Raw genomic sequence first — 23,330 nt, forward strand, 5'->3', positions numbered from 1 at the left:
GGCGGGAATCCTGCCATCGCGGTCCGACACCCGGCGCCTAAGCTTCCCGGCATGACCGACTCCCCCATCACCGTCCTGCTGATCCACGGCGGCGGCGCCAGCGGCTGGGACTGGCACCTGGTCGCGCCGCTGCTGCGGGAGCGCGGGTACGAGGTGCTGGCGCCGGATCTGCCGATCGAGGATCCGGAGAGCGGGATCGCGGAGTACGCGGACTTCCTGGTCGGCGAGCTCGGCGACGCGGAGCGGGTGGTCGTGGTGGCGCACTCGTACGGCGGGCTGGTGGCGCCGGTGCTGGCGGCGCGCCGCCCGGTGGAGCAGCTGATCCTGGTGAGCGCCATGATCCCGGCGCCGGGCGAGGCGCCGAACGAGTGGTGGGCGGCGACCGGGTACGACACGCTCGGCCTGGCGCTGCCGATGGAGACCGAGGAGCAGGTCGTCGCCGCGTTCCTGCACGACGTGCCCGCCGAGCTGGCGAGCGAGGAGCTGGCGCGCGGGCGGGAGCAGGTGGAGGACGGTGACATCCCGGTGCCGCTGGACGCCTGGCCCGAGGTGCCGACCCGGTTCCTGCTGTGCCGGGACGACCGCTTCTTCCCGGCGGAGTTCGTGCGCACGCTCGTGCGCGAACGGCTCGGCATCGACCCCGATGAAATCGACGGAAGTCACGGGGTGATGCTGAGCCGTCCGCGCGAGCTGGCCGACCGGGTGCACCGGTACGTCACATCTTCGCGTGCCGAGCCTGGAAGAAGTTGAACAGGCCGTAGGCGGCGATGCCGATCGCGGCGAGCACCAGCAGCACCTGGCCGAAGGGCTGGGCGCCGAGTGTCTTGAGGGCGCCGTCCAGCCCGGCGGCCTTGCTCGGGTCGTGGTCGAAGACGGCCCAGGCGATCAGTGCGCCGATGACGCCGATGGCGACGCCCTTGGCGACGTAGCCCGCGGTCCCCAGGCGCTTCGCGAGCTGACTGTTGGTGTCCAGGTCCTCCAGGAACTTCTTGGTCACGCCCTTGTGCACGTAGTAGCCGCCGACGCCGAGCACCACCAGCGCCGCGATGATCAGCGCGGCCTGGCCACCGGTGCTCTCCATGAGCTTGGCGGTGGTGCCCTTGCTCTGGCCACTGCTGGAGTTGCCGCCGCCCCTGGCGAAGGAGAAGGCGGTGAGCGCGAGCGCCGCGTAGACAACGGCGGTGGCCAGCGCCTTCACCCGGCGGAAGGCCTCGCCCTCCGCGCTGTTCTTGTCCGGCTTGTTGGCGCTGCCGAAGGCCGCCTCGGCCAGCCGCCAGAGCGCCATGAGCACGAAGGCGACCACGGCGAACCAGAGCACGAACTTCCCGCCCGGCGCGGCCGCGATCTGGGCCATGGCGCCGGACTGGTCGGCGGTGCCGCCGCTGCCGAAGGCGACGCGAAGGGCGATGTAGCCGATGAGCAGGTGTACGACGCCGCTCATCACGTAGCCGGCCCGGGCGAACTGCTCGAATGTACGGTTCTGGGCGATCCGGCTGGCGGACCCCGTCGAGGTATTGCTGATAGCCATGGTGCCTTCTCATCCGTGCGGTGCGGTCGTACGGCAGTTACCCGGCCGCGCGGCGCCGAAACGGGCGCCACTGCCCGCGAACGGGTTACGGCCACCCGGCGCCGGGCGCGGGAGCCGGTACCGCCGCCACGACCCCCGACGGCCCGCCCTGCACACCGCCCCACTCCTGCCCGACCAGGTAGAGCTGCGGATCGGCGCCCCGGCTCAGCGTGCAGGAGAAGGCGCCGCGGTCGAATTCCACGGCGCCGCAGCGCTCCCCGCCCGCGCGCACCCGGACGCAGCGCGCGGTGCCGACATCGGCGTACCAGATCGCGCCGTCGGCGTCGGCGCAGATGCCGTCCGGGTGGTGGCCGGGGGTGGCGGCCCACTCCGCGGCCGGGCCGAGCGTGCCGTCGGGGTGCACGGCGAACGCGGTCAACCGCTCCGCGTAGGACTCGGCCAGGATCAGGGTTCCGCCGCCGGGCAGGACGGCCATGCCGTTCGGGAAGGCGAGGTCGCCCGCCACCCGGCGGGCGGTGCCGTCGGTGCCGACCAGGACCAGGAAGCCGGGGGCGAAATCGCCGCCGGGGAAGTCGAACCCGATGTTGTTGAGGTAGGCGCGGCCCGCCGCGTCCACCACGATCTCGTTCCACGGGGTCGGGCCGAACTCGGCGAGGTCGGCGTGCGGGTGCAGGGAGCCGTCGGGTTCGCGGCGCAGCACCCGGCGCCCCGCGGAGTCGAGCAGCAGCAGCCTGCCGTCCGGCAGGAAGTCGAAGCAGAGCGGGAAGGACGGCACCTCGGCGATCACCTCGGCGCCGCCTGCCCCGTCCAGCGCGAGCACCTGCCCGGCGGCCCAGTCGGCCACCCACGGCCTGCCGCGGTGCCAGCGCAGCGACTCCCCGAATCCGATCCCCTCGCGCACGATTCGCATCGGCCTGACTCCTCACCTCGACGTCATCGGTACCGACGGTCCGGGTCGCGGAAACTCGTCGGTCCGCACGGCGGGCCCCGCTATTCTGGGACGGGGCCGGACGCCGCGCCAGCACATCGCGTGCGGGCACGACGGCGTGTCGTCGTGCCGCCACGCAGTCGGGAGGTCCCGTGGAACCGCGTTACGACCGTGCCGCCCTCGCCCGCATTCTCGGCTCGCTCGCCCACCCCGGGCTGCTGGCCGCGGCCGCGCCCGACCGCGAACCCGTCACCGCGCACTACCGCGCCGTGCCGCTCACCCCGGAGCCCGGCACCCACCTGACGCTCTCGCAGCGGCTCTACCTGGAGCGTTTCATGCGGCCGTGCCCGGCCGAGCTGGTCACCTCGGCGACCCACCGGCTCACCTGGGTGGACGAGGACGGCATCACCAATACCGGCCACTTCCACGCCGCCGGGCCAGGGCCGATCGTGCCGATCGCCGCCCGCTCGGCCTTCCTGGAGCTGTGGCGGGCGCTGCGCACCGACGAGCTCTTCCTCGGGCGGGTGCGCGCGCTGGACGCGCCCGCCCGCGCGGTGCTGGCCGGGACGACCACCGACCAGGAGCCGCTGGAGATCGTCCGGGTCGGGGTGGAGGCGGCGGCGCGGGCACTCACCCAGCACGCGCTGCTCGCGCACCGCACCCCGCACCGCGACCCCGTCGATTTCGCCCGCGCGCTGCGGGATTCGGGGATCTTCGGCACGGTGGCGACGCGCTGGTTCTGGGAGCTGCAGGCCTCGACGCACCGGCGCGGCATGATCCCGGTGGCCTTCGCCGCGACCGGGGAGCGGCTGCGCTACACCCCGGAGTCGATGGCCGCACTGCACGCCATGAAGGACGCCACGCTCGCCGATGCCCGCGCGGTCATGCACCGGGCCCGCACCGAGGAGGGGCTCGGCACCGAGCAGGCCATCGCCCACTACCACGACGAGCTGGACCTCATCTCCCGGCAGTACGCGCTGCTCGGCCCCGCCGAGCGCCCGGTCTGCCCGGCCACGAGCTGGCAGCGGGTGGACGGCTGGGCGTTCCAGCTGCACAGCCTCGTCGCCGATCGGCTCGTCGAGGCGTTCGCCGCCGCGGTGGCCCGCATCGACCCGGTGCCCGCTCCCCCGGCCCCCGGCGACCCGGACGACGCCGACGGGCTGGTGACGGTGCCGGACATGAACTGCAAGCACTGCGTCCGCACCATCACCGCCGTGCTCACCGCCATGGACATCGCGGTGCACGACATCGATCTGGAGCGCAAGACGGTGCGCGCCGAGTTCCGCAGCCCGCGCAATCGCGAGCGCGCTTTCGAGGCGCTGCGCGACAGCGGCTACAACCCCGCCGTGCTCACCCCGGACCGCGCGCCGCTGGCCTGACGGCGGCGCGCGACGTCTCCGCCCCTTCGGCGCGCGGCGATGGTCAGGCCGCGTGCAGCGCGGTGACCAGGTCGGCGACGGCCCCGGGAGCCGGGGTGTAGCCGGGGAAGTAGCAGCAGACCTCGGCGACCTCGGGGCCGAAGCGGGCGCGGATGCGGGCGGCGCACTCGGCGGGGGTGCCGACGATGCCGATGCGCCGCACCATCTCCTCGGTGACGAGGGCGCGCATCTCGGCGTAGCCGCCGGTCTTGGAGAGCTGGTTGAGCCGCGGCTGCACCTCGCCCCAGCCCTCGACCTCCAGGACCGGGCGGTAGGCCGGGGTGGAGCCGTAGAAGGCGATGAGCATGCCGACCCCGGCGATCGCCGCCGCCAGCTCCGCCTCGGTGCGCCCCACCGCCACCATGACCTGCCCGATCACCGGGAACTCCGCCGCGCTGCGGCCGGAGCGGCGCAGGCCGTCCGCGATGGCGGGGGCGGTGCGCTCGGCCAGGTGCCGGTCGGTGTTGAACGGCATGACCAGCAGCCCGTCCGCCACCTCGGCGGCCTTGCGGGTCATGACCGGGCCGAGCGCGCCCATGAGCACCGGCGGCGGGCCGAACGGGTTCGGCCCCGGGTCGAAGTTCGGCGGCATCAGGGTGTGCGTGCTGAATTCGCCGCGGAAGTTCAGCGGCGCCTTGCCCTCCCAGGCATCGAGGATCGCCTTGACGGCGGCCACCGTCTCGGCGGTGCGCGCGGCCGGGTTGCCCCAGGTGCTGCCGTACCGCTTCTCGATGTGCACCCGGATCTGCGAGCCGAGCCCGAGCCGGAACCGCCCCGCGCTGTAGCTCTGCAGGTCGTGCGCGGCGTGCGCCAGGTGCAGCGGGCTGCGCGGCCCGGCGATCGCGACATTGGTCATGAGCTCGAGCGGCGCCGCCCCGGCGGCGGCCACCAGCGGGAAGAAGACGTCGTGCGGGCCCTCGAAGGTGAACAGGCCGTCGGCTCCGGTCGCGGCGAGTTCGACGGCGTGCGCGGCGGCCCGGCCGGGCGCGCCGTCGACCTGCAGGTGTACTTTCACCCGGCCATCCTATGGACAGCGATCCGTTCAGGTGTCCAGTTCGGTGGTTGTCAGCGGGACGGGCCGAAGCGTTCGGTGCGGACCCGCGCCGGGTCGTGCCCGAGCTCGACCAGCATCGTGGCGGCGGCCTCGACGAAGCCGTTCGGCCCGCAGACGTAGCAGGTGACGTCGGGCGCGGGCGGCAGCCCGTGCTCGGTGAGCTCGGCGGCGGTGAGGCGGCCGGGGTCGCGCGCGTAGCCCTCCGGCACCCGCCGGGTGTAGGCGAAGAAGACGTCGTCGCCGCCCAGCTCCGCGCCGTAGTAGCGCTGCGCGGGGGTGCGCAGCGAGTACAGCGCCCGCATCGGCACCGCCGACCCGGCCGCGCGCCGTGCCCGCAGCATGGCCATGATCGGCACCACCCCGGAGCCGCCCGCGACCAGCACGGCCGGGCCGCCGGTGGCCGGATCCCAGACGAACCAGCCGCCCACCGGGCCGCGCAGCTCGACGCTCGCGCCCAGCGGCAGCTCGTCCACCAGGTAGCCGGAGACCTCGCCGTCCGGCACCCGCTGCACGGTGAGTTCGAGGATATCGCCGTCCGCGGGCGCGGCGAGCGAGTAGCTGCGCACCGCCCGATAGCCGTCGGCAGCGGTCAGCCGGACGTCGACGTGCTGGCCGGGCAGGTGCCCCGGCCAGTCCGCGACCCGCAGCACCAGGGTGCGGGCGGAGGGGGTCTCGAATCGCTCGCCCGCCAGTTCGGCGGGGCGCCAGCCGCGGGCGGCGGTCAGTCGTCCCGGTACCGCTGCTCGCGCCATGGATCTCCGTAGTCGTGGTAGCCGGCGGCCTCCCAGAAGCCCTGCTCGTCCCGGTCCAGCAGCCGGATGCCGCGCACCCACTTGGCCGATTTCCAGAAGTAGAGGTGCGGGACGAGCAGCCGGGCCGGGCCGCCGTGCTCGGGGTCGAGCTCGGCGCCGTCGTAGCGGTGCACCACCCAGGCCTGCCCGTCCAGCAGGTCGTCCAGCGGGAGGTTGGTGGTGTAGCCGCCGTAGCAGTGCACCAGCGCGTACTCGGCCTGGGTCTCGACCTCCGCGAGCAGGGTGTCCAGCGAGACCCCGGTCCAGTCGGTGTCCAGCTTGCTCCAGCGGGTCACGCAGTGGATGTCGACGTGCGGCCGCTCCTGCGGCAGCGCGAGGAACTCCGCGCGGCTCCAGCTGGTCTCGGCGCCGGTCTCGTCGGTGACGGTGAAGCTCCAGCGCGCCGGGTCGATCCGCGGGGTCGGGCCCGCGGCGAGCACCGGGAAGTCCTCGGTCAGGTACTGGCCCGGCGGCAGCCGGTCGTCCGCGCCGCGGGCCCGGCCCCGGAACCCGGGCGAGAAGATGGCCATGACCAGGGATCGTAGCCCCCGGATAGCCGGGCCGCAGCGCTCAGCTGTGCAGCCGGTCGAGGAAGGCGCGCAGGTTCTCCCGCACCCGCTCGACCTTCTCCTCGGTGCTCAGATCCTCGCGGTAGCGGTTGCCGAGTGCCGGGCGCCGGAGGCCGCGGGCGTAGAGCGAGCAGGCCAGGTCGGTGCACATGTAGGTGCCGACCGAGTTGCCGCGCCGCCCGGATTCGCCCGCCTTGTGCGCGGTGAGCAGCGAGACCCCGCCGCCGGTGTGCGTGGTCAGGCAGATGGTGCACATCTGGGCCCGGCCGGAGCCGCCGGTCTCGTAGCGCAGCGCGACTCCGACCGGGCCGTCGGCGCCGGGGGCGACCAGGTAGCAGCGGCCGGGCAGCGAGCGGTCGCTCCAGCCGAGGAAGTCCAGGTCCGCCCAGGGCCGCTCGGCCAGATCGCGCGGGACCGGCAGCCGCTTGGCCTCGCCCTTGGAACAGTTGACGAACGACGAGCGAATCTCGCCCTCGGTAATCGGATCCATGCGTCCGACGGTACGAATTCCGCGCCGGGCGGACAACGCGATTATCGCGGAACCCCCTATTCGCCGATCGATTGCCGGAACCCGGGGCACGGCCCGGCCGATGCGCGCAGGATGAACCGGAACGACTACCGACAGAGGAGGTCGACATGCCCTATCGCGATACCCCCTGGTCGCCCGGCACCCCGTGCTGGGTCGATTGCCAGGTCGACGACACGCAGCAGGCCGCCGCGTTCTACGGCGCGCTCTTCGGCTGGGAGATCGAGGGGAGCGGCCCCGAGTACGGCGGCTACCTCATGGCGATGCGCGGGAACCGCGCCGCCGCCGGGATCGGCCCCAAACCCTCCGGGACGGCCATGCCGTCGGTGTGGACCACCTACATCGCCACCGAGAGCGCCGACCGCACCGCGGCCGCGGTGACGGCGAGCGGCGGCGGCGTGCTGGTGCCGCCCTTCGACGTCATGGACGTCGGGCGCATGCTGGTCGCCGCCGACCCCACCGGCGCCGCCTTCGGCGTCTGGGAGGCGCGCGGCCACCACGGTGCCGGGATCTACAACGAACACGGCGCCTACTGCTGGAACGAGCTGCACACCGACGGGTACCGGCGCGCCCAGGAGTTCTACACCGGGGTCTTCGGCTGGGCCTACGCCGAGATCGGCGACGGCGAGAACTTCGTCTACTCCACCTTCGCGCACACCCCCGACGGGCCGCCGCTCGGCGGGGTCAACGAGGTCGGCGCCCAGCCGTCGTACTGGCTCACCTGGTTCCAGGTGGACGACACCGACGCCGCGCTCCGGCACGCCGCCGAGCTCGGCGCCGCGGTGCTGAGCGGCCCCGACGACAGCCCGTTCGGTCGCATGGGCGTGCTGCGCGGCCCGCAGGGCGAGGTCTTCGCCGTCATCGACCCGAGCCGGACGGTGGGCGCGGCGCCCGGCGCCTGAGCCGCGAAATCGGCGGCCGCACCGGCGCCTCGAGCGGCCCGCGGTCCGCCGTCGTGTGCGCGGACCGCGCCGAGGCGCTGTCCGACGTGTTCGCCCCGGGCCGACCGGAGTTCGCGGGCCGATTCGGCGCGCCGCCGCGGCGCGGGCGACGTACCGTCGAGGTCATGGCGGAACTGGTTCTCGGTCCGGTGCTGCGGCACGTCGACGCCACCTCGGCGACGGTGTGGGTGGAGACCGACGCGCCCTGCGAGGTCACGGTGCTCGGCGCGGGCGCCCGCACCTTCCAGGTCGGCGAGCTGCACTTCGCCCTGGTGGTGGTGGAGGGGCTGGAGCCGGACGGCTCGGTGCCGTACGAGGTCGCGCTGGACGGCGCCCGGGTGTGGCCGGAGCCGGATTCGGAGTTCCCGCCGAGCCGGATCCGCACGCACCCGGTGCGCACGCTCATCTTCGGCTCCTGCCGCGCGGCCAAGGCGGAGCCGGGCGCGCTCGCCGCCGACAAGGTCGGGGTGGACGCGCTCGACACCTACGCGCTGCGCATGAAGGAGCTGCCCGAGACCGAGTGGCCGGACGCGCTCGTCCTGCTCGGCGACCAGGTCTACGCCGACGAGCCGACGCCGCGGATCACGAAGTGGCTGGCGGAAAGGCGAAACGGCGAGGAGCCCGTCGGCGAGGTGGTCTCGTTCCGGGAGTACGCCGAGCTGTACCACGAGTCCTGGGCCGACCCGGAGATCCGCTGGCTGATGTCCACCGTGCCCACCTCCATGGTCTTCGACGACCACGACGTGCGCGACGACTGGAACACCTCGCGCACCTGGCGCGAGCAGATGGCGGCGCTGCCCTGGTGGCCGGAGCGCATCCGCTCCGGGCTCGCCTCCTACTGGGTCTACCAGCACCTCGGCAACCTGGCGCCGGACGATCTGGCCGCGAACGAGCTCTACCGGAAGGTCGTCGCGCACGGCGGCGACGTCCGGGAGCTGCTGGAGGATTTCGGCGCGGCGGCGGACCGGGAGGCGGACGGGCGCAAGCCGGTGCGGTGGAGCTACCGCCGCGATTTCGGCCGGATCCGGCTGCTGGTCATCGACACCCGCAGCGGACGCATCCTGGACGGCGACCGGCTCATGGTCGGCGCCGAGGAGTTCGACTGGCTGGAGGAGAACGCGGCGGGCGACATCGACCACCTGCTCATCGGGTCGTCGCTGCCGTGGCTCATGCCGCCCGCGCTCAGCCACTTCCAGTCGCTGAACGAGCGCGCCGCCGGGCTGCCGGGGTGGCGCGGCAGGCTGGGCGAGAAGGTGCGCCAGGAGGCGGATCTGGAGCACTGGCCCGCCTTTCGGAAGTCCTTCGAGCGGCTGGCCGCGCTCATCCGGCGGATCGGCAGCGCCGAGAACGCGCCGGCCACCATCTCGGTGCTCTCCGGGGACGTGCACCACAGCTACGCGGCGCGCGCCGACTACCAGGAGCCGACGAAATCCACCGTGCTGCAGCTGGTCTGCTCGCCGGTGCACAACGAGCCGCCGAAGATCTTCCACGCCGTCTTCGCCGCGGCGTGGGGGCGCCGGTTGGCTCGGGCGCTGCGCCGGCTCGCCGACCGGCGCGGGATCTCCCCCGACCCGGTGCGCTGGGAGAAGATCAGCGGGCCGCACTTCGGCAACTCGCTCGCCGCGCTACACCTGGACGGGCGGCGCGGACGCTTCGTGCTCGAGACCGCCCGCGCGGAGTGCGGCCTGGTGCGGGTCGCCGAGCTCGAGCTCCGGCCCCCGCATTCCTGACGGCGGCCGCGGGTAGCCTCGGCGGCATGAGCGGAATCCACTACCGCGTCCGGGGTTCGGGGCCGGTGCTGGTGTTGCTGCCCGGCGGCGACGGGGATGCCGACGGGTACGGCGCGCTCGGCGACGAGCTGGCCGCCGGCTTCACCGTGGTGACCTACGACCGGCGCGGTCAGGCGCGGACCGAGCTGCCGCCCGCCGATTCACTCGCCGACCACGCCGACGACGCGGCCGCCGTGCTGGCGAAGGTGGCCGACGGGCCCGCGGCGGTGTTCGGGAGCAGCATCGGCGCGGCCATCGCGCTGGAACTCTCGATCCGGCATCCGTACTCGGTCTCCCGGGTGGTGGCGCACGAGCCGCCGGTCTCCGCGCTGCTGCCGGACGCGGAGGGGATGGCGCTCTTCGCCGCGCAGAAGCGGCTCGAGGAGGCATACGCGACCGCGGGGGTGGCGGCGGCCATGGTGGCCTTCGCGCAGCTCATCGCGGTGAACCCGGGCGACAGGGAGCCGGAGGTCGAGATCGGGCGGCCGGACTTCGAGCGGCCCAACCTCGAGGTCTTCCTGCGGCACGACGCGCCCGCCGTCCGGACGTACCGGCCGGATGTCTCCGCGCTCAGGGCGGACTTGGTGGTGCCCGCGGTCGGGCGGTCGACCGAGGGGCCGCCCGCCGAGTGCGCGCACGCGCTCGGGGCACTGCTCGGGGTACCGGTCGCGGTGTTCCCCGGTGGGCACACCGCCCCGAGCCTCCGCCCGCGCGGCGTCGCGGAAGCCCTGCGCGCCGCCCTCGCCTGAGGCGTCACCTCCGCCCGCGCGCCTGGTCCGCCCCTCGGCGACGATGGTGTGCAGCCACGCGGTGGCGGGATACCCGCAGCGCGGGCACTTCCCGAAGCAGTCCAGGATCTCGGTGGCGCTCCGGCTCGGGCGCCGCCCCGGCGGGCGCGCTCATCCGGCGGCGTCCGGGCCGTACTCGAGCAGGGCGCGGCGCAGCAGCTTCCCGGTCGCGTTCCGCGGTAACTCGTCCAGCACGATCACCTCCCGCGGCACCTTGTGCCGCGCCAGATCCGCCTTGACGTAGTCCTTGATCTCCTGCTCGTCCACCGCGGCGCCGTCGACCGGCACCACGAAGGCCCGCAGCCGCTGCCCGAAATCCGGGTCCGGCACCCCGACCACCGCCGCCTCGGCGATGTCACCCCGCTCGACCAGCAGGTTCTCCACCTCGAGCGGGAATACGTTCTCGCCGCCCGAGATGATCATGTCGTCGTCCCTGCCGTCGACGAACAGTCGCCCCTCGGCGTCGAAATGCCCGACGTCGCCGCTGGAGAGCAGCCCGTCCACGGTCTCCTTGGTGCGCCCGTCGGTGTACCCGGCGAAGCTCAGCCCGCTGGAGACGAAGATCGTCCCGACCACCCCCGGCTCGGTGATCCGCTGCCGTCGCTCGTCGTAGAGCGCCACCCGGCACCCCACCGGCGGCCGCCCGACGGTGCCCGGCGCCAGCCGCATGTCCGCCGGCGTCGCCACCGCCGCCACCGCCACCTCGGTGGAGGCATACAGGTTGTAGAGCACCTCGCCGAAGAGCTCGGCGGTCCGCCTGCTCAGGTCCGGCGACACCGACGACCCGGCGGCGAAGATCACCCGCAGCGCCGAGGTGTCGTGCGCGCTCAGCTCGGCGGCGGGTAGATCCACGATGCGCTGCAGCATGGTCGGCACCACCACCAGGCTCCCGGCCCGGTGCTCGGCGACCGCCGCCACCGTCCAGCGCGGATCGAACCGGCCGGGGCGCAGCACGACGGTGTTGCCGAGCGCCCAGCCCAGCCCGAGCTGGGAGAGGCCGGTGCCGTGGAACAGCGGCGCCGCCATCACCATGGCGCTGTCCCTCGGGAGCGGAATGCGATCCAGGAACTGCGCGGATTGCAGCGGCGAGACCTGCTCCCGCGGCGCGCCCTTCGGCGTGCCGGTGGTGCCGCTGGTCAGGATGACCAGCCCGCCCGCCGTGGCGGGCGTCGGCAGCGGCTCCGGCGCGTACGTGGCGACCAGCCCGTCCACCGTGAGCGCCGCCGGGTCGGCCGCCCCGTCGCTCACCCGGGTGAGGACGCGCGCGATCTCGGCAGGCACCTCGGCGAGCAGCGGCAGGAACTCGGCGTCGAGCAGCAGCGCCGCGATCCGCTCGCGCGCCGCGACCTCGGCCAGCTGGCGGCCGCCGAACCCGGTGTTCAGCAGCACCACCCGAGCCCCGAGCTTCCCGGCCGCGCCCATGGCGAGCAGCATGCCGCGGTGGTCCCGGCAGAGTACGCCGAGCACGGTCCCGGCGCCGTGGCCGCGCGCGGCGAGGCCGCGGGCCAGCGAGTCCGAGCGCGAGTCCAGCTCGGCGAAGGTGAGCCCGCCGCGGTCGTCGATCACCGCGGTCCGCTCCGGCCAGCGGCGCGCCGCCGCGCGCAGCACCGTGGTGAACGGACCGTAGTGGTTCGCGTCCCGCACGGCGCGCAGATTGCGGTCGGGGCGCAGCGGATCCAGCATCCCGCGCCGGATCAGCACGCGCGCCGCGGCCAGCGTATCGGTCAGCTCCTGCAGCCCCACGGCAGTTCTCCCTCGGCGACGACAAAACGGTGCGCAGAGCGTAGCGCAGGCACAGAATCCTAATTCACTTATTGCGACATCAGGCGTCATCGGACGCGCGATCGTTGTTGAACCGTTGATTACATGAGAGACTTGGAATCAACATGTCTCATCGACTCGGGAGATCGACAATGACCCGCTCGATCCAGCCGGCGCCGATCCCGGCGGGCGACCATCCGATGCACCGGCGCCGCTTCATCGCGGGGCCCGGCGCGCTACTCGGCGGCCCGGCGAATGTGATCATGCAGCTGAGCCTGGCACCGGTGGGCCGCGGCGTGGTGGAGAGCACGGTGGCGAGCGGCCGCTTCGACCTGCGGCCGCAGAAGCGCGGCCGCACCACGCTCACCTACCTCGCGGTCGCCATGCTCGGCACCGAGGAGGAGCGGATCGCCTACCGCGCCGCCACCGATACCTCGCACCGGCAGGTGCGCTCGCAGCCCGGCGCCGAGGTGCGCTACAACGCCTTCGACCCGAAGCTGCAGCTCTGGGTGGCCGGCTGCATCTACCTGGGCACCGCCGACTCCTTCCGGCTGCTCTACGGCGAGCAGACCGAGGAGTTCTCCGACGCGCTGTACCAGGCGTCGGCGCGGTTCGGCACCACGCTGCAGATGCCGGCGGAGCTGTGGCCCGCCGACCGCGCCGCCTTCGCCGAGTACTGGGAGTCCATGCTGCCGCAGCTCTCCATCGACGACGAGGTGCGCCGCTACTTCCTGGAGCAGGTGATCGACCTCGGCCCGTACAGCCGGGTGCAGCAGCTGCTCGGCAGGCGCGTGAACCGCTTCTTCACCACCGGCTATCTGCCACAGCACTTCCGCGACCAGCTGGGGCTGGACTGGGGGCCGCGCAGGCAGCGCGCCTTCGAGCTCGTCATGCGCGGGCTCGGCACCCTGATCCGGCGGCTGCCGGAGCCGTGGCAGCAGTACCCGCTGGACCGGTACCTGGCCGATATGCGGCGCAGGCTGCGGGCGGGCAAGCCGCTGGTGTGAGTCAGCCGGCGCGCACGGCCCGTCTGCGCCTGCGCGCCACCGCCCAGCGGGTGGCGATCAGCCCGTGCCGCGGCCCGAACAGGTACACCGCGGCGAAGAGCACGCCCTGGGCGAGCACCACCATGCCGCCCGCCGAGGTGTCGCCGTAGTAGGCCAGGTACAGCCCGGTCACCGCAGCAACGGCGGCGAGCCCGGGCGCGATCAGCAGCATCCGGCCGAACCGGTCGGTGAGCAGGTAGGCGGTGGCGCCGGGGATGATCAGCATGGCCACCACCAGCACCACCCCGACCACCTGCAGCGCGGTCACCGCGGTGAGCGCGAGCAGCCCGAGCAGCAGCGCGCCGAGCAGCCGCGGGTTCAGCCCGATGGCGTGCGCGTGCGTGGGGTCGAAGGCATACAGGGTGAGGTCGCGGCGCTTGGCCAGCGCCACCACGAAGACCACCGCACCGAGCGCCGCGATCTGCCACAGATCCGCGGGGGCGACCCCGAGCAGGTTGCCGAAGATGATGTGGTTCAGGTCGGTCTGGCTCGGCGTCACCGAGATGAGCACCAGCCCCAGCGAGAACAGCGTGGTGAACACGATGCCGATGGTGGCGTCCTCCTTGACCCGGCTGGTGTCGCGCACCACCCCGATCAGCGCCACCGCGAGGAAGCCGAAGACCACCGCGCCGAGCGCGAACGGCGCGCCGACGATGTAGGCGAGCACCACGCCGGGCAGCACCGCGTGCGAGACGGCGTCGCCCATGAGCGACCAGCCGATCAGCACCAGCCAGCAGGAGAGGATGGCGCAGACCACCGCGGAGATCACGGTGGCGGCCAGCGCGCGCACCATGAAGTCGTAGGCGAACGGGTCGAGCAGCAGGTCGATCACCGGGCGCCGTCCGCCATCGGGTCCAGGCCGAAGGCGCGGACCAGGTTCTCCGGGCGGATCACCTCGTCGATATCGCCGTGCGCGAGCACCTTCCGCATGAGCAGCACCGCCTCGTCGGCGAGGTTCGGCAGCGCGTGCAGGTCGTGCGTGGAGATCAGCACCGCGGCGCCGTCGGCGGCCAGCTCGCGCAGCAGCGCGGTGATGGTGGCCTCGGAGCGCTTGTCCACCCCGGCGAAGGGCTCGTCCAGCAGCAGCACCGAGGCGCCCTGCGCGATGCCGCGGGCGACGAAGGCGCGCTTGCGCTGCCCGCCGGAGAGCTGCCCGATCTGCCGGTGCGCCAGGTCGGCGAGCTCCACCCGCTCCAGCGCGTCGGCCACCGCCGCCCGGTCCGCGGCACGCGGCCTGCGGGTGCATCCGAGCCGGCCGTAGCGCCCGGTCATGACCACCTCGCGCACGGTGATCGGGAAGGCCCAGTCGATCTCCTCGGACTGCGGCACGTACCCGACCAGCCCCGCCTTCCGCGCCGCGGCCGGGGTGCCGCCCGCGATGCGGACGGTGCCGGTGTCCGGGGTGACCATGCCCATGATCGACTTGAAGAGCGTGGACTTGCCGGAGCCGTTCATCCCGATCAGCGCGCAGACCCGGCCGCGGTCCAGCCGCAGCGACGCGCGCTCCAGCGCGAGCACCTCGCCGTAGTGCACGGTGACCTCGTCGACCTCGATGGCCGCGGTCACCGGGCGGTGCTCCCGGTCAGCCCGGCCACCACAGTGTCGGCGTCGTGCCGGATCAGCTCCAGGTAGCTGGGGACCGGGCCGTCCGGCTCGGAGAGCGAGTCCACGTAGAGCACCCCGCCGAGCCGGGCGCCGGTCGCCGACGCCACCTGCCGCATGGGGGCGTCGGAGACGGTGGACTCACAGAACACCGCGGGCACCGCCGCCGCGCGGACGAACTCGATCACCCCGGTCACCTGCTGCGGGGTGGCCTGCTGCTCGGCGTTCACCGGCCAGATGTAGCGCTCGGTGAGCCCGGCGTCGCGGGCCAGGTAGGAGAAGGCGCCCTCGCAGGTCACCAGCGCGCGCTGGGCCGGGGGCAGCGCGGCGAGCCTGGTCACCAGGTCGTCCTGCACCCGCTGCAGCTCGGTCCGGTAGGCGGCGGCGTTGGCGGCGTACTGCTGCGCGCCGTCCGGGTCCAGCTCGGTGAAGGCGCGGGCCAGGTTGTCGGCGTAGAGCTGGACGTTGAGCGGGCTCATCCAGGCGTGCGGGTTGGGTTTGCCCGCGTAGGCGTCGGCGGCGATGTCGATGGTCCGCACCCCCTCCGAGGCGACCACGTGCGGCACGTCCAGGTCGGCGACGAACTTGGCGAACCAGGCCTCCAGGTTCAGCCCGTTGTCCACCACCAGATCGGCCTCCGCGGCCCGCCGGATATCGCCGGGGGTCGGCTCGTAGCCGTGGATCTCCGCGCCCGCCTTGGTGATCGACTCCACCCGGAGCCGGTCCCCCGCGACATTCGCGGCGATATCGGCGAGCACGGTGAAGGTGGTGAGCACCACCGGGCGGCCGTCGTCGCGCGCGCCCACCCGGTCGCACCCGCTCGCGGCCAGCCCGAGCGCGAGCACGACGAGCAGCGCCATCCGATCCCACTTCATGGGGTCATCATAAGTTCGGGTAGCCGAACTCGAAAGGTCGGGTGGCGGAACTCTCGCTCCGGCTACGCCACCGCGACGGGCAGCGTGAAGCGGAACCGCGCGCCGCCGGTGTACGCGGTGTCCAGCTCGATCCGGCCGCCGTGGAACTCCACGATCTTGCGGCAGATGGCGAGCCCGAGCCCGGTTCCCCCGTACTCCTCCCGGTTGTGCAGCCGCTGGAAGATCACGAAGACCTTCTCCGCGAACTCCGGCGGCACGCCGATCCCGTTGTCGGACACCGCGAAGTGGTGCGCGCCGTCGCGCTCCTCGTGCTCGATCCGGAGTTCCGGTTTCCGCCCGGGCGCCGCGAACTTCACGGCATTGCCCAGCAGGTTCTGCCAGAGCAGCTCCAGCAGCGTCGGGTCGCCGACCACCGCGGGGAGCCGCTCCGGCCGGTGCACCGTCGCGCCCGCCTCGGCGATCGCGGGGCCGAGGGTGCGCAGCGCCCGGTCGAGCACGGGGTCCAGCTCCAGCCGCTCGGTGCGATCGTTCACCCGGCCGATCCGGGAGAAGCTGAGCAGGTCGGTGATCAGCACCTGCATGCGCTTGGCGCCGTCCACCGCGAACTCGATGTACTCGCGGCCGCGCTCGTCCAGCTTGTCGTCGTAGCGCTTCTGCAGCAGCTGGCAGAAGGAGGCCACCTTGCGCAGCGGCTCCTGCAGGTCGTGCGAGGCGACGTAGGCGAACTGCTCCAGCTCCAGATTGGAGCGGCGCAGCTCGACGGTCTGCGCGTCCAGGTCGGCGGCCTGCCTGGCCAGGGTGGCCTCCTGCTCGCGGGCGGAGCGCAGCTCGGCGACGATCCGGCGGCGCATGTCCTCCACCGCGGCCCCCACGGTCGCGATGTCGGCCGGGCCGCGCGCGGTGATCCGGTGCTCGAAGTCGCCGTCGGCCACCCGCCGGGAGCTGCGCTGCAGCTCACCGAGCGGCCGCACCACCAGGCCGCGCACCAGCACCGTGAGCAGCACCGCGGCCAGCAGGAACACCACGACCAGGCCGCCGAGCAGCAGATTGCGGTTGTCCCGGTTGTGGTACATGGCGGCGCGCTCGGTGTCCAGCGCGGCCGCCAGCCGGTCGGTCTGGCCGGTGAAATCCGCGCGCACCGCGTCGAAGAGGCGCCGCCCCTCGGCGGCGGCGCCGCGGGCGCGCTCCGGTGCCGCGGTGACGGTCTCGGCGTAGCCGGTGCGCCAGCGGGTGGCGCTGGACTCCACCGCGGCGAGGTCGGCGAGCGCCTCCGGGCGGTCGGCGAGCAGCCCGCGCAGCGTGCCGAGCGCGCGCAGCTCGGCATCCCGGCCGGCGCCGTAGGAGCGCAGTGCCACCGAGTCGGCGCCGATGGCGTAGCCGCGCACGCCGTTCTCCTGGTCGATGAGCGCCGCCTGCAGCCGGTAGCTCTCGGCGAGCGCGGGCTGGAGCCTGCCGATGACGAGGGTCGAGCTCTCGGTGGTGCGGGCGATCATGCTCGCCCCCGCGACCGCACCCGCGAGCACGATCACCACCATGGAGCCGAGCACCAGCTGGAACCAGGTCTCGACAGTCAGCCGGGTCGCTCCCCTGGCACGGGTATTCATGGTGTCGTCCAAGCTCTCGACTCGCAGATGACCGCGCCACCGGGATCGAGCGCCTGCGCACACTCTGCCATACCGCCGACACGCCGAGCGTGCGGTGCCGTCCACGGGGCTTGCGCGGTGCGGCGAGTGCGGTCGCCGGACGGTTGCGGCCCAGCACAGCAAGGCTTTTCCCGCCTGCGGCCGAGTTATCGATGCCCCGCAATCGATGTCGGCTGCGCGGCACGCGGTGTCACCCGGCCGGAAGTGGGCATGCCCCGCAGCACAGAGAGTGAAGGAGCTCAGCATGTTCCAGCGTGCCAGCGGATATCGATATCGGCGCCGCGACCGCCGCGGCGGGAGCCGAGCCGTCGACAGGCGCTCGTGGCGCCGGGGTGGCGGCGGGGCCCGCGGCCGGAGCACCGTGAGCCGCAGCAAGGGCCTGGAGCAGGTCGCGCGGTTCGGCTTCGTGGCCCGCGGGATCGCCTACATCGTGCTCGGCGTCCTCGGCTTCATGCTCGCCGTCGGCACCGCCGAGCACTCGGCCAACGAGGTCGGCGCGCTGGCCGCGCTCGCCGAGCAGCCGCTCGGCTACCTACTGCTGTGGGTGCTGGTCATCGGCTTCGCCGCGCTGGCGGTGTGGCGCTTCACCCAGGTGGCGACGGCAGGGCGCACCGTCTCCGGCGGGCACCGGGCCTACGCGGCGGCGGCCGGCGTCTTCTACGCCCTCGCGTTCTTCTTCACCCTGCGCTTCGTGGTCGACGGCAGGCTGCCTGCCTCCGGCGACGTGGTGGCGCGCGATTTCACCACCCGCATCCTGGCCTGGCCCGGCGGCCAGGTGGTGGTGGCGCTGCTCGGGATCGCAGTGCTCGCCTTCGGTCTGCTGCTCATCGTGCGCGGCGCCCGGCTGCACTTCACCGACGACCTGCGGATGGGCTGGATGACCCGCGGGTCCCGGACCGCCGCGGTCTGGCTGGGCCGGGCGGGCTACATCGCCCGCGGCGCCGTGGTCGCCGCCATCGGCCTCGCCGCCCTCGTCGCCGCGCTGAACTACGACCCGGCACAGGTCGAGGGCATCGACGGCGTGCTGCGCGATTTCGCCGGCACCCCGTTCGGCCCGTGGCTGCTCATCCTGATCTCACTGGGGCTCATCGCCTTCGGGCTGCTGTCCTTCCTGGAGGCCAGGCACCGCCGCACCTACGGCGGCGTCCCGGTCTGATCCTTCACCCCCGAGCGGCCCGGCGGTCTCGACCGCCGGGCCGCTCGGCGTCTTCGGCCCGCTGCGCGCCACCGCGACCCCGGCCAGGCAGAGCACCCCGCCGAGCAGCGCGAGCGGCACCGGCACCTCGCCGAGTGCCAGCCAGGAGCCGAGCACCACCAGCGCCGGGGTGGCGTAGGTGGTCACCCCCATCCGCCCCGCCGTGGTGCGGGCCAGGGCGTAGGCCCAGGTGGTGAAGGCCAGCGCGGTCGGGAAGACGCCGAGGTACAGCAGGCTCAGCGTGGCGCCCGCCGGGGCCGCGCCGACCTCGCGAACCAACTGCCCGGCGAAGGGCAGGCAGGCGAGCGCGCCGACCACGCAGCCCCCGGCCGTCACCTGCAGCGCGGACGCCACGGCAAGCGCCGGCTTCTGGACGATGGTGGAGATCGCCCACGTCGTCGCCGCGAGCAGCGCGAGCAGCACCCCGAGCGCCGCTCCGCCCCGCGCGGTCGCGAGCCCGACCACGACGGCACCGGCGAGGGACACCGCGATCCCGGCCACCAGCCGCCGCGGGAACCCCTCCCCCAGCACCAGCCCGCCGAGCAGCGCGATGAGCACCGGGCCGATATTCACCACCATGGCCGCGGTGCCCGCGTCCACGTACTCCTCGCTCCAGTTCAGCGCCACCATGTAGACGCCGAACCAGAGCACCCCGGTGATCGCGATCGCCCGCCACGCCGCGCGCGGCGGCATCCCGTCGCCGACGACGAGCAAGATCAGCACCAGCGCGACCGCGCCGGCGAGCATCCGGCCCAGCGCCAGCGCCCCCGGCGAGAAGTGCTCGCCCGCCGCCCGGATGAAGACGAAGGCCGAGGCCCAGAGCAGTACCGTCACCGCGGCCGCCGCCGCGGCCCGCCGCCCCTCGGTTCCGATCGCGCGCATGCGGCCGAACCTAGTCCGCACGGTGCCCCGCCGTCGCGCGCATTTCGGCCATCGCACCGACCGAGCGCGGGCGTTTCGCGCCCAACCTATGCATTGATCCGCATATCCTCATTAAGCAATTCTGAACCGATAAATGGGTTGCCGCCCCACAACGCCCGGGGTCGGATGGGGTATGTCTGCCTCCCGCGATCTCACCGGCCGCGTCGCCGTGGTCACCGGCGCCGGACGCCGCGCCGGTATCGGCTTCGCCGTCGCCCGCCGCCTCGCCGAGCGCGGCGCCGCGCTCTACCTCGCGCACTGGCGCCCGCACGACGAGCGACAGCCGTGGGGCGCCGACGACACCGACGCCCTGCGCACCGAACTGGCCGCCACCACCACGGTGGTCGACCGCAGCATCGACCTCGCCGACCCGGACGCCGCGCACCGGCTCATCGACGATGCCGTGGCCGAGCTCGGCCACCTCGACATCCTGGTCGCCAACCACGCCCGCAGCGGCGGCGACGGCACCCTGCACGAGGTGGACGCCGCCATGCTGGACGGACACTGGGCGGTCGACGCCCGCTCGGTGCTGCTGCTCACCCAGGCCTTCGCCCGGCAGTACCGGCCGGAGCGCGGCGCGGTGCCGGACCGCGGCCGCGTCGTCTGGCTCACCTCCGGCCAGCACCTCGGCCCCCTGCCGGGCGAGGTCGCCTACGCCGCGGCGAAATCGGTGCTGGCCGGGCTCACGCCGACGGTCGCCGCCGAGCTCATCGAGCGCGGCATCGTGCTGAACACCGTCAACCCCGGCCCGGTCGACACCGGCTACCTCTCCCCCGGGAGCACCGGCCTCGACCCTGGCTTCGCCGCCGCCGTGCACGCCGCCTTCCCGCGCGGCCGGGCGGGCGAACCGGACGATCCGGCCCGGCTCATCGCCTGGCTCATCTCGGACGAGGGTCGCTGGCTGGTGGGCCAGGTGCTGGACTCCGAGGGCGGCTTCCGCCGATCCCGCTGGTAGCGGAGATCGGGCCGCCGGTTAGAGTGGCGACACGGATGCCGGTCCGGGGAGTTCCGGCGCCTGGCGCGAGGAGAGCCGCCGATGAGCTATCGGCCCCGTTCGATCGCGGTGTTCGGAGCAGGATCGGGCACCGCCGCCCGAGTTCGCCGCAGCGGCGCCGGGCGGTGACCGTGGCCCAGCTCTCCGACGACCGCATCGCCGACGCGCTCGCCCCCTGGCGCGGCCGCCGCTACGTCGCGCTCGGCAGCTCCTTCGCCTCCGGGCCGGGCATTGCGCCGCGCGCCCCCGGCTCGGTGCGCGCTGCGGGCCGCTCCGCCCGCAACTACCCGCACCTCATCGCGGGCGCGGCCGGGCTGCGGCTCACCGATGTCACCAGCTCCGGGGCGACCTGCGCGCACATCCTGCACGAGCGGCAGTACGGCTGCCCGCCGCAGCGCACCGCCCTCACCCCCGATACCGACCTGGTGACGGTGACCATCGGCGGCAACGACATCGGCCTGACGGCGTTCCTCATCGCCCGCCGCATGCCCTCTCCCATCCGGCTGCTCCCCGCCGCCCGCCGCTCCGCCGACGAAGCCGCCACCGGGCGCGCGCTCGGTGGTCTCGAGGAGCGGCTGCACCGGGTGTTCGGCACCGTGCGCCGACAGGCACCGAATGCACGTTTGCTGGTAGTGAACTATCTATCGGTTCTGGGCCCCCCACGCCCCGGCGAATCCGCCACCGACCGGCACTACCGCCACCTCGCCGAAGCACTCGCCGACCGCACCGCCGCCGTCGCCGACCGGGTCGGCGCGCACCTCGTCGACGTCCGCACCCCGAGCCTCGCCCACGCCCCCGGCTCCGCCGTCCCCTGGACCCAGGATTTCTTCGTCCCCGTCCCCGGCCGTCCCCCGCACGGCACGCCCTGCCACCCGACCGCCGCGGGCATGGCGGCGGTGGCGGACCTGGTCCTGGCCCGGCTGCGCACCCTCGCCCCGGTGAGCTGACGCGCCCGGGACGATTCGGGGTGCGAAACCCTGCGTCGGGTAACGCGCCCTGACCGGTGACAGACCGCATATGCCCACCTCTCCGGCGCGAGGCCGCAGGCGAGGCGCGCCTACGGCGCGGGAGCGGGCGGGACCGGGAGCGGGATGGTGATGCCGAAGGGGAGGACGAGCCCGGGGGGCGGCGGGGTCGCGGGGTCGGGGGCGGGGGCAACGGGCTGTCCGTCGGGGCCGAACTCCACGGGGACCGGCCCGGGCCGCGGCTCCTCCGGCGGCACCGCCGGCTGCGGCGCGGGCACCGGCGCCTCGCGCGGCAACTCCTCCGCCCGCGGCCCCGGCTCACCGGGCGGCACGACCGGCGGCGGAGGCGGCGGGCAGAAGATGCCGCACGGAATCGGCGGCAGCCCGGGAATGGTGATCATGGGCTCGGGCACCGCGGCGGGCGTCGGCGTCTGCACCGCCTGCTCCAGCGGCAGCCCCTCCGGCGCCTCCGCCACCAGCGAACCGGGCACCGGCGCCGACGTCAGCAGGGCACCGGGCGCGGTGCCCCAGCCCCCCGACCCCGGCGCGATCGCCTCCGGCGACACCCGCCCCGCCGACGGCGACCCACCCGTCCGATACGCCGCCGACCAGGACAACACATCCGCCGCATACGACATCGAATTGTTGTACCGCAACACCGCACGCAACTCCTGCGCCCGATCCCGCAGATCCAACCCCCCGCTGCACAGATACTTCCCCGCCCCCAACGCCGCATCGAACACATTGTGCGGATCCGACACCCCGTCCCCATTCCCATCCGCCGCGTACAACGCCCACGTCGACGGCAGGAACTGCATCGGCCCCACCGCCCGCACGAACCCCCCACCCGCCGCCGCGATCACCTCGTTACCCGGCAACGACCCATCCAACGCCGGACCGAAGATCGGCGACACCGTCGTCCCCGCCGCATCCGTCCGCCCCCCACCCGCATGCCCCGACTCGATCCGCCCGATCCCCGCCAGCAAATTCCACGACACCCCACACCCCGGCTGCGCCGACGCCAACGCCAACTCCGCATTCCGATACGCCGCCAGCACCACCTCCGGAACACCGAGCAACCCCGACCCCGACGGCAACGCGATACTCCGCAACACCGGACCACCACCCACCGGAACCGCACCATCCGCCGGCGGCACAACCGCCCGCAACTCGCGCGCCACCCCGCCCTCGACCGGGAGCAACCCCACGATCCGGGAGGCGGGCGTCGGCGCCTCCGCGACGGCGGCATCCGAGCCGGTGGAGCCGACCAGCAGCGCTTCGCCTGCATCCCCGGCGCCACCCGCCGAGACCACCGAGCCCGATCCGACGGAGACCAGCCCGGCAGCTACCAGAAGCGACACCGTTACCGGGGCAGACTTGCGCATATCGACGACACCGTCCTCTCGGTCGCGGCGCCGATCCCCCACCGGCACACGCTACTAGTGCCGAATCGGCACTAACTTACGCTGCTTGGACCATAGCAAAAGCGGGGAAAATACCGTGGAGGCTTCATGAACTTCTCAGAAACCTCACACCCTGGCCTCCTCGCCTCGATGTCGGCGGCGCCACCCGGGCACTCCTGTCCAGGGTACGAGCTACGGCCCGGTTCCGGGGACCTTCGCGCGCACCGATCAGCGTCGCGCGGGTGTCGCCGCGAGGTAGCGGCTCACCTCGTCGGCCGACCTGCGGCCACACCGCATCCCCAGCCCGCGTAATGGGCGGCCAGGCCGGCCCGAGGGTGCGGCGCAGGTTCAGCGGCCACCACTCCGGCCCGCGCGGCGTGAGCAGCGCGTCGGCGCCGGTCCGGATGGCGAAAGGCGGTGCGTCCCAGAGCAACCGATCATCGGCGCCGATCGTGTCGACATACCTGAGCTGCGCGTCGTAGCACCCGGCGAAGAGGTGCGGACCGTTGTCGACCGGCTCGTCCAGCCCCGCCACCGCGAAGAACATCGTGCGCCCGCCGAGCCGCCCGCGCTACTCCAGCAGCGTGAAACGGCCGAAGGCCCCGACCAGGAA

The 23,330-nt window shown here is 73.6% G+C and carries 22 protein-coding genes; 9 read left to right on the plus strand and 13 right to left on the minus strand.

The features are described from left to right. Positions 1–51 precede the first annotated feature (51 nt). The gene (locus NH2_RS11455) at positions 52–750 is read left to right on the plus strand and encodes an alpha/beta fold hydrolase (protein ID WP_067652342.1); all 699 of its coding nucleotides are present in this window, start codon (positions 52–54) and stop codon (positions 748–750) included. On the opposite strand, the gene NH2_RS11460 is transcribed toward NH2_RS11455, so the two are convergent. Both NH2_RS11460 and NH2_RS11465 read right to left on the minus strand, forming a co-directional pair. Next, a complete protein-coding gene (locus NH2_RS11460; protein WP_067652344.1) occupies positions 716–1,528 on the minus strand; it encodes a DUF1206 domain-containing protein in 813 nt (270 codons plus the stop codon). The genes NH2_RS11455 and NH2_RS11460 overlap by 35 nt on opposite strands. Before the next feature lie 85 nt (positions 1,529–1,613). Further along, positions 1,614–2,438 (minus strand): SMP-30/gluconolactonase/LRE family protein, encoded by an 825-nt coding sequence (locus NH2_RS11465; RefSeq protein ID WP_067652346.1) that lies wholly within the window; start codon positions 2,436–2,438, stop codon positions 1,614–1,616. 170 nt (positions 2,439–2,608) lie between these two features. Between NH2_RS11465 and NH2_RS29200 the strand changes: the two genes are divergently transcribed. Further along, the gene (locus NH2_RS29200) at positions 2,609–3,835 is read left to right on the plus strand and encodes a heavy-metal-associated domain-containing protein (RefSeq protein ID WP_067652348.1); all 1,227 of its coding nucleotides are present in this window, start codon (positions 2,609–2,611) and stop codon (positions 3,833–3,835) included. 43 nt (positions 3,836–3,878) lie between these two features. Here NH2_RS29200 and NH2_RS11475 read toward each other — a convergent pair whose 3' ends face one another. The 4 genes from NH2_RS11475 to NH2_RS11490 are packed head-to-tail and all read right to left on the minus strand — an operon-like array spanning position 3,879 to position 6,778. Continuing rightward, positions 3,879–4,889: a TIGR03617 family F420-dependent LLM class oxidoreductase gene (locus NH2_RS11475; RefSeq protein ID WP_067652350.1), complete on the minus strand. Its 1,011-nt coding sequence runs from the start codon at positions 4,887–4,889 to the stop codon at positions 3,879–3,881. 50 nt (positions 4,890–4,939) lie between these two features. After that, a complete protein-coding gene (locus tag NH2_RS11480; protein WP_067652351.1) occupies positions 4,940–5,680 on the minus strand; it encodes a ferredoxin reductase in 741 nt (246 codons plus the stop codon). Beyond that, entirely contained in the window at positions 5,650–6,249 is a 600-nt protein-coding gene (locus tag NH2_RS11485; protein ID WP_067652353.1) for a sulfite oxidase-like oxidoreductase, read from the minus strand. The genes NH2_RS11480 and NH2_RS11485 overlap by 31 nt, the downstream gene beginning before the upstream one ends. A gap of 40 nt (positions 6,250–6,289) precedes the next feature. Then, positions 6,290–6,778, minus strand: a complete 489-nt coding sequence (locus NH2_RS11490) for an FBP domain-containing protein (protein ID WP_067652355.1) — start codon at positions 6,776–6,778, stop codon at positions 6,290–6,292. 146 nt (positions 6,779–6,924) lie between these two features. Here NH2_RS11490 and NH2_RS11495 point away from each other — a divergent pair, with 146 nt between their 5' ends. The 3 genes from NH2_RS11495 to NH2_RS11505 all read left to right on the plus strand — a co-directional run bounded on the left by NH2_RS11495 (position 6,925) and on the right by NH2_RS11505 (position 10,273). Then, positions 6,925–7,716, plus strand: coding sequence for a VOC family protein (locus NH2_RS11495; protein ID WP_067652357.1), 792 nt, complete (start codon positions 6,925–6,927; stop codon positions 7,714–7,716). Between the two features lie 164 nt (positions 7,717–7,880). Further along, the gene (locus NH2_RS11500; protein ID WP_067652607.1) at positions 7,881–9,485 is read left to right on the plus strand and encodes an alkaline phosphatase D family protein; all 1,605 of its coding nucleotides are present in this window, start codon (positions 7,881–7,883) and stop codon (positions 9,483–9,485) included. A gap of 26 nt (positions 9,486–9,511) precedes the next feature. Next, positions 9,512–10,273: an alpha/beta fold hydrolase gene (locus NH2_RS11505; protein ID WP_084505404.1), complete on the plus strand. Its 762-nt coding sequence runs from the start codon at positions 9,512–9,514 to the stop codon at positions 10,271–10,273. A gap of 150 nt (positions 10,274–10,423) precedes the next feature. Here the strand turns inward: NH2_RS11505 and NH2_RS11510 are convergent, their stop codons facing one another. Next, on the minus strand, positions 10,424–11,995 hold the full coding sequence (locus NH2_RS11510; protein WP_245650530.1) for an AMP-binding protein: 1,572 nt from the start codon (positions 11,993–11,995) through the stop codon (positions 10,424–10,426). Between the two features lie 230 nt (positions 11,996–12,225). Between NH2_RS11510 and NH2_RS11515 the strand changes: the two genes are divergently transcribed. Beyond that, positions 12,226–13,080 carry an oxygenase MpaB family protein gene (locus NH2_RS11515; protein WP_084505406.1) on the plus strand — a complete coding sequence of 285 codons (855 nt, stop codon included), beginning with the start codon at positions 12,226–12,228 and terminating at the stop codon, positions 13,078–13,080. Between the two features lies 1 nt (position 13,081). Here NH2_RS11515 and NH2_RS11520 read toward each other — a convergent pair whose 3' ends face one another. The 4 genes from NH2_RS11520 to NH2_RS11535 form a co-directional block, all read right to left on the minus strand. Beyond that, complete coding sequence (locus tag NH2_RS11520) at positions 13,082–13,912, minus strand: metal ABC transporter permease (protein WP_067652610.1); 831 nt, start codon at positions 13,910–13,912, stop codon at positions 13,082–13,084. 35 nt (positions 13,913–13,947) lie between these two features. After that, a complete protein-coding gene (locus tag NH2_RS11525) occupies positions 13,948–14,685 on the minus strand; it encodes a metal ABC transporter ATP-binding protein (RefSeq protein ID WP_067652363.1) in 738 nt (245 codons plus the stop codon). Beyond that, complete coding sequence (locus tag NH2_RS11530) at positions 14,682–15,596, minus strand: metal ABC transporter substrate-binding protein (RefSeq protein ID WP_067652365.1); 915 nt, start codon at positions 15,594–15,596, stop codon at positions 14,682–14,684. The genes NH2_RS11525 and NH2_RS11530 overlap by 4 nt, the downstream gene beginning before the upstream one ends. 62 nt (positions 15,597–15,658) lie before the next feature. Then, complete coding sequence (locus tag NH2_RS11535) at positions 15,659–17,212, minus strand: sensor histidine kinase (RefSeq protein ID WP_245650510.1); 1,554 nt, start codon at positions 17,210–17,212, stop codon at positions 15,659–15,661. Positions 17,213–17,600: 388 nt separating this feature from the next. Between NH2_RS11535 and NH2_RS11540 the strand changes: the two genes are divergently transcribed. After that, on the plus strand, positions 17,601–18,395 hold the full coding sequence (locus tag NH2_RS11540) for a DUF1206 domain-containing protein (RefSeq protein ID WP_245650511.1): 795 nt from the start codon (positions 17,601–17,603) through the stop codon (positions 18,393–18,395). On the opposite strand, the gene NH2_RS11545 is transcribed toward NH2_RS11540, so the two are convergent. Further along, a complete protein-coding gene (locus tag NH2_RS11545; RefSeq protein ID WP_084505407.1) occupies positions 18,315–19,316 on the minus strand; it encodes a DMT family transporter in 1,002 nt (333 codons plus the stop codon). The two genes, NH2_RS11540 and NH2_RS11545, sit on opposite strands and share 81 nt — an antisense overlap. Positions 19,317–19,488: 172 nt before the next feature. Between NH2_RS11545 and NH2_RS11550 the strand changes: the two genes are divergently transcribed. After that, on the plus strand, positions 19,489–20,310 hold the full coding sequence (locus NH2_RS11550; RefSeq protein WP_157103696.1) for an SDR family oxidoreductase: 822 nt from the start codon (positions 19,489–19,491) through the stop codon (positions 20,308–20,310). A gap of 164 nt (positions 20,311–20,474) precedes the next feature. Then, entirely contained in the window at positions 20,475–21,296 is an 822-nt protein-coding gene (locus NH2_RS11555) for an SGNH/GDSL hydrolase family protein (protein ID WP_369690038.1), read from the plus strand. 110 nt (positions 21,297–21,406) lie between these two features. On the opposite strand, the gene NH2_RS11560 is transcribed toward NH2_RS11555, so the two are convergent. After that, positions 21,407–22,675 carry a lytic transglycosylase domain-containing protein gene (locus NH2_RS11560; RefSeq protein ID WP_245650512.1) on the minus strand — a complete coding sequence of 423 codons (1,269 nt, stop codon included), beginning with the start codon at positions 22,673–22,675 and terminating at the stop codon, positions 21,407–21,409. Between the last annotated feature and the right edge of the window lie 655 nt (positions 22,676–23,330).

Origin of the sequence: Nocardia harenae NBRC 108248, from assembly GCF_001612885.1 — a bacterium.
GTDB classification, from domain to species: Bacteria; Actinomycetota; Actinomycetes; order Mycobacteriales; family Mycobacteriaceae; genus Nocardia; species Nocardia harenae.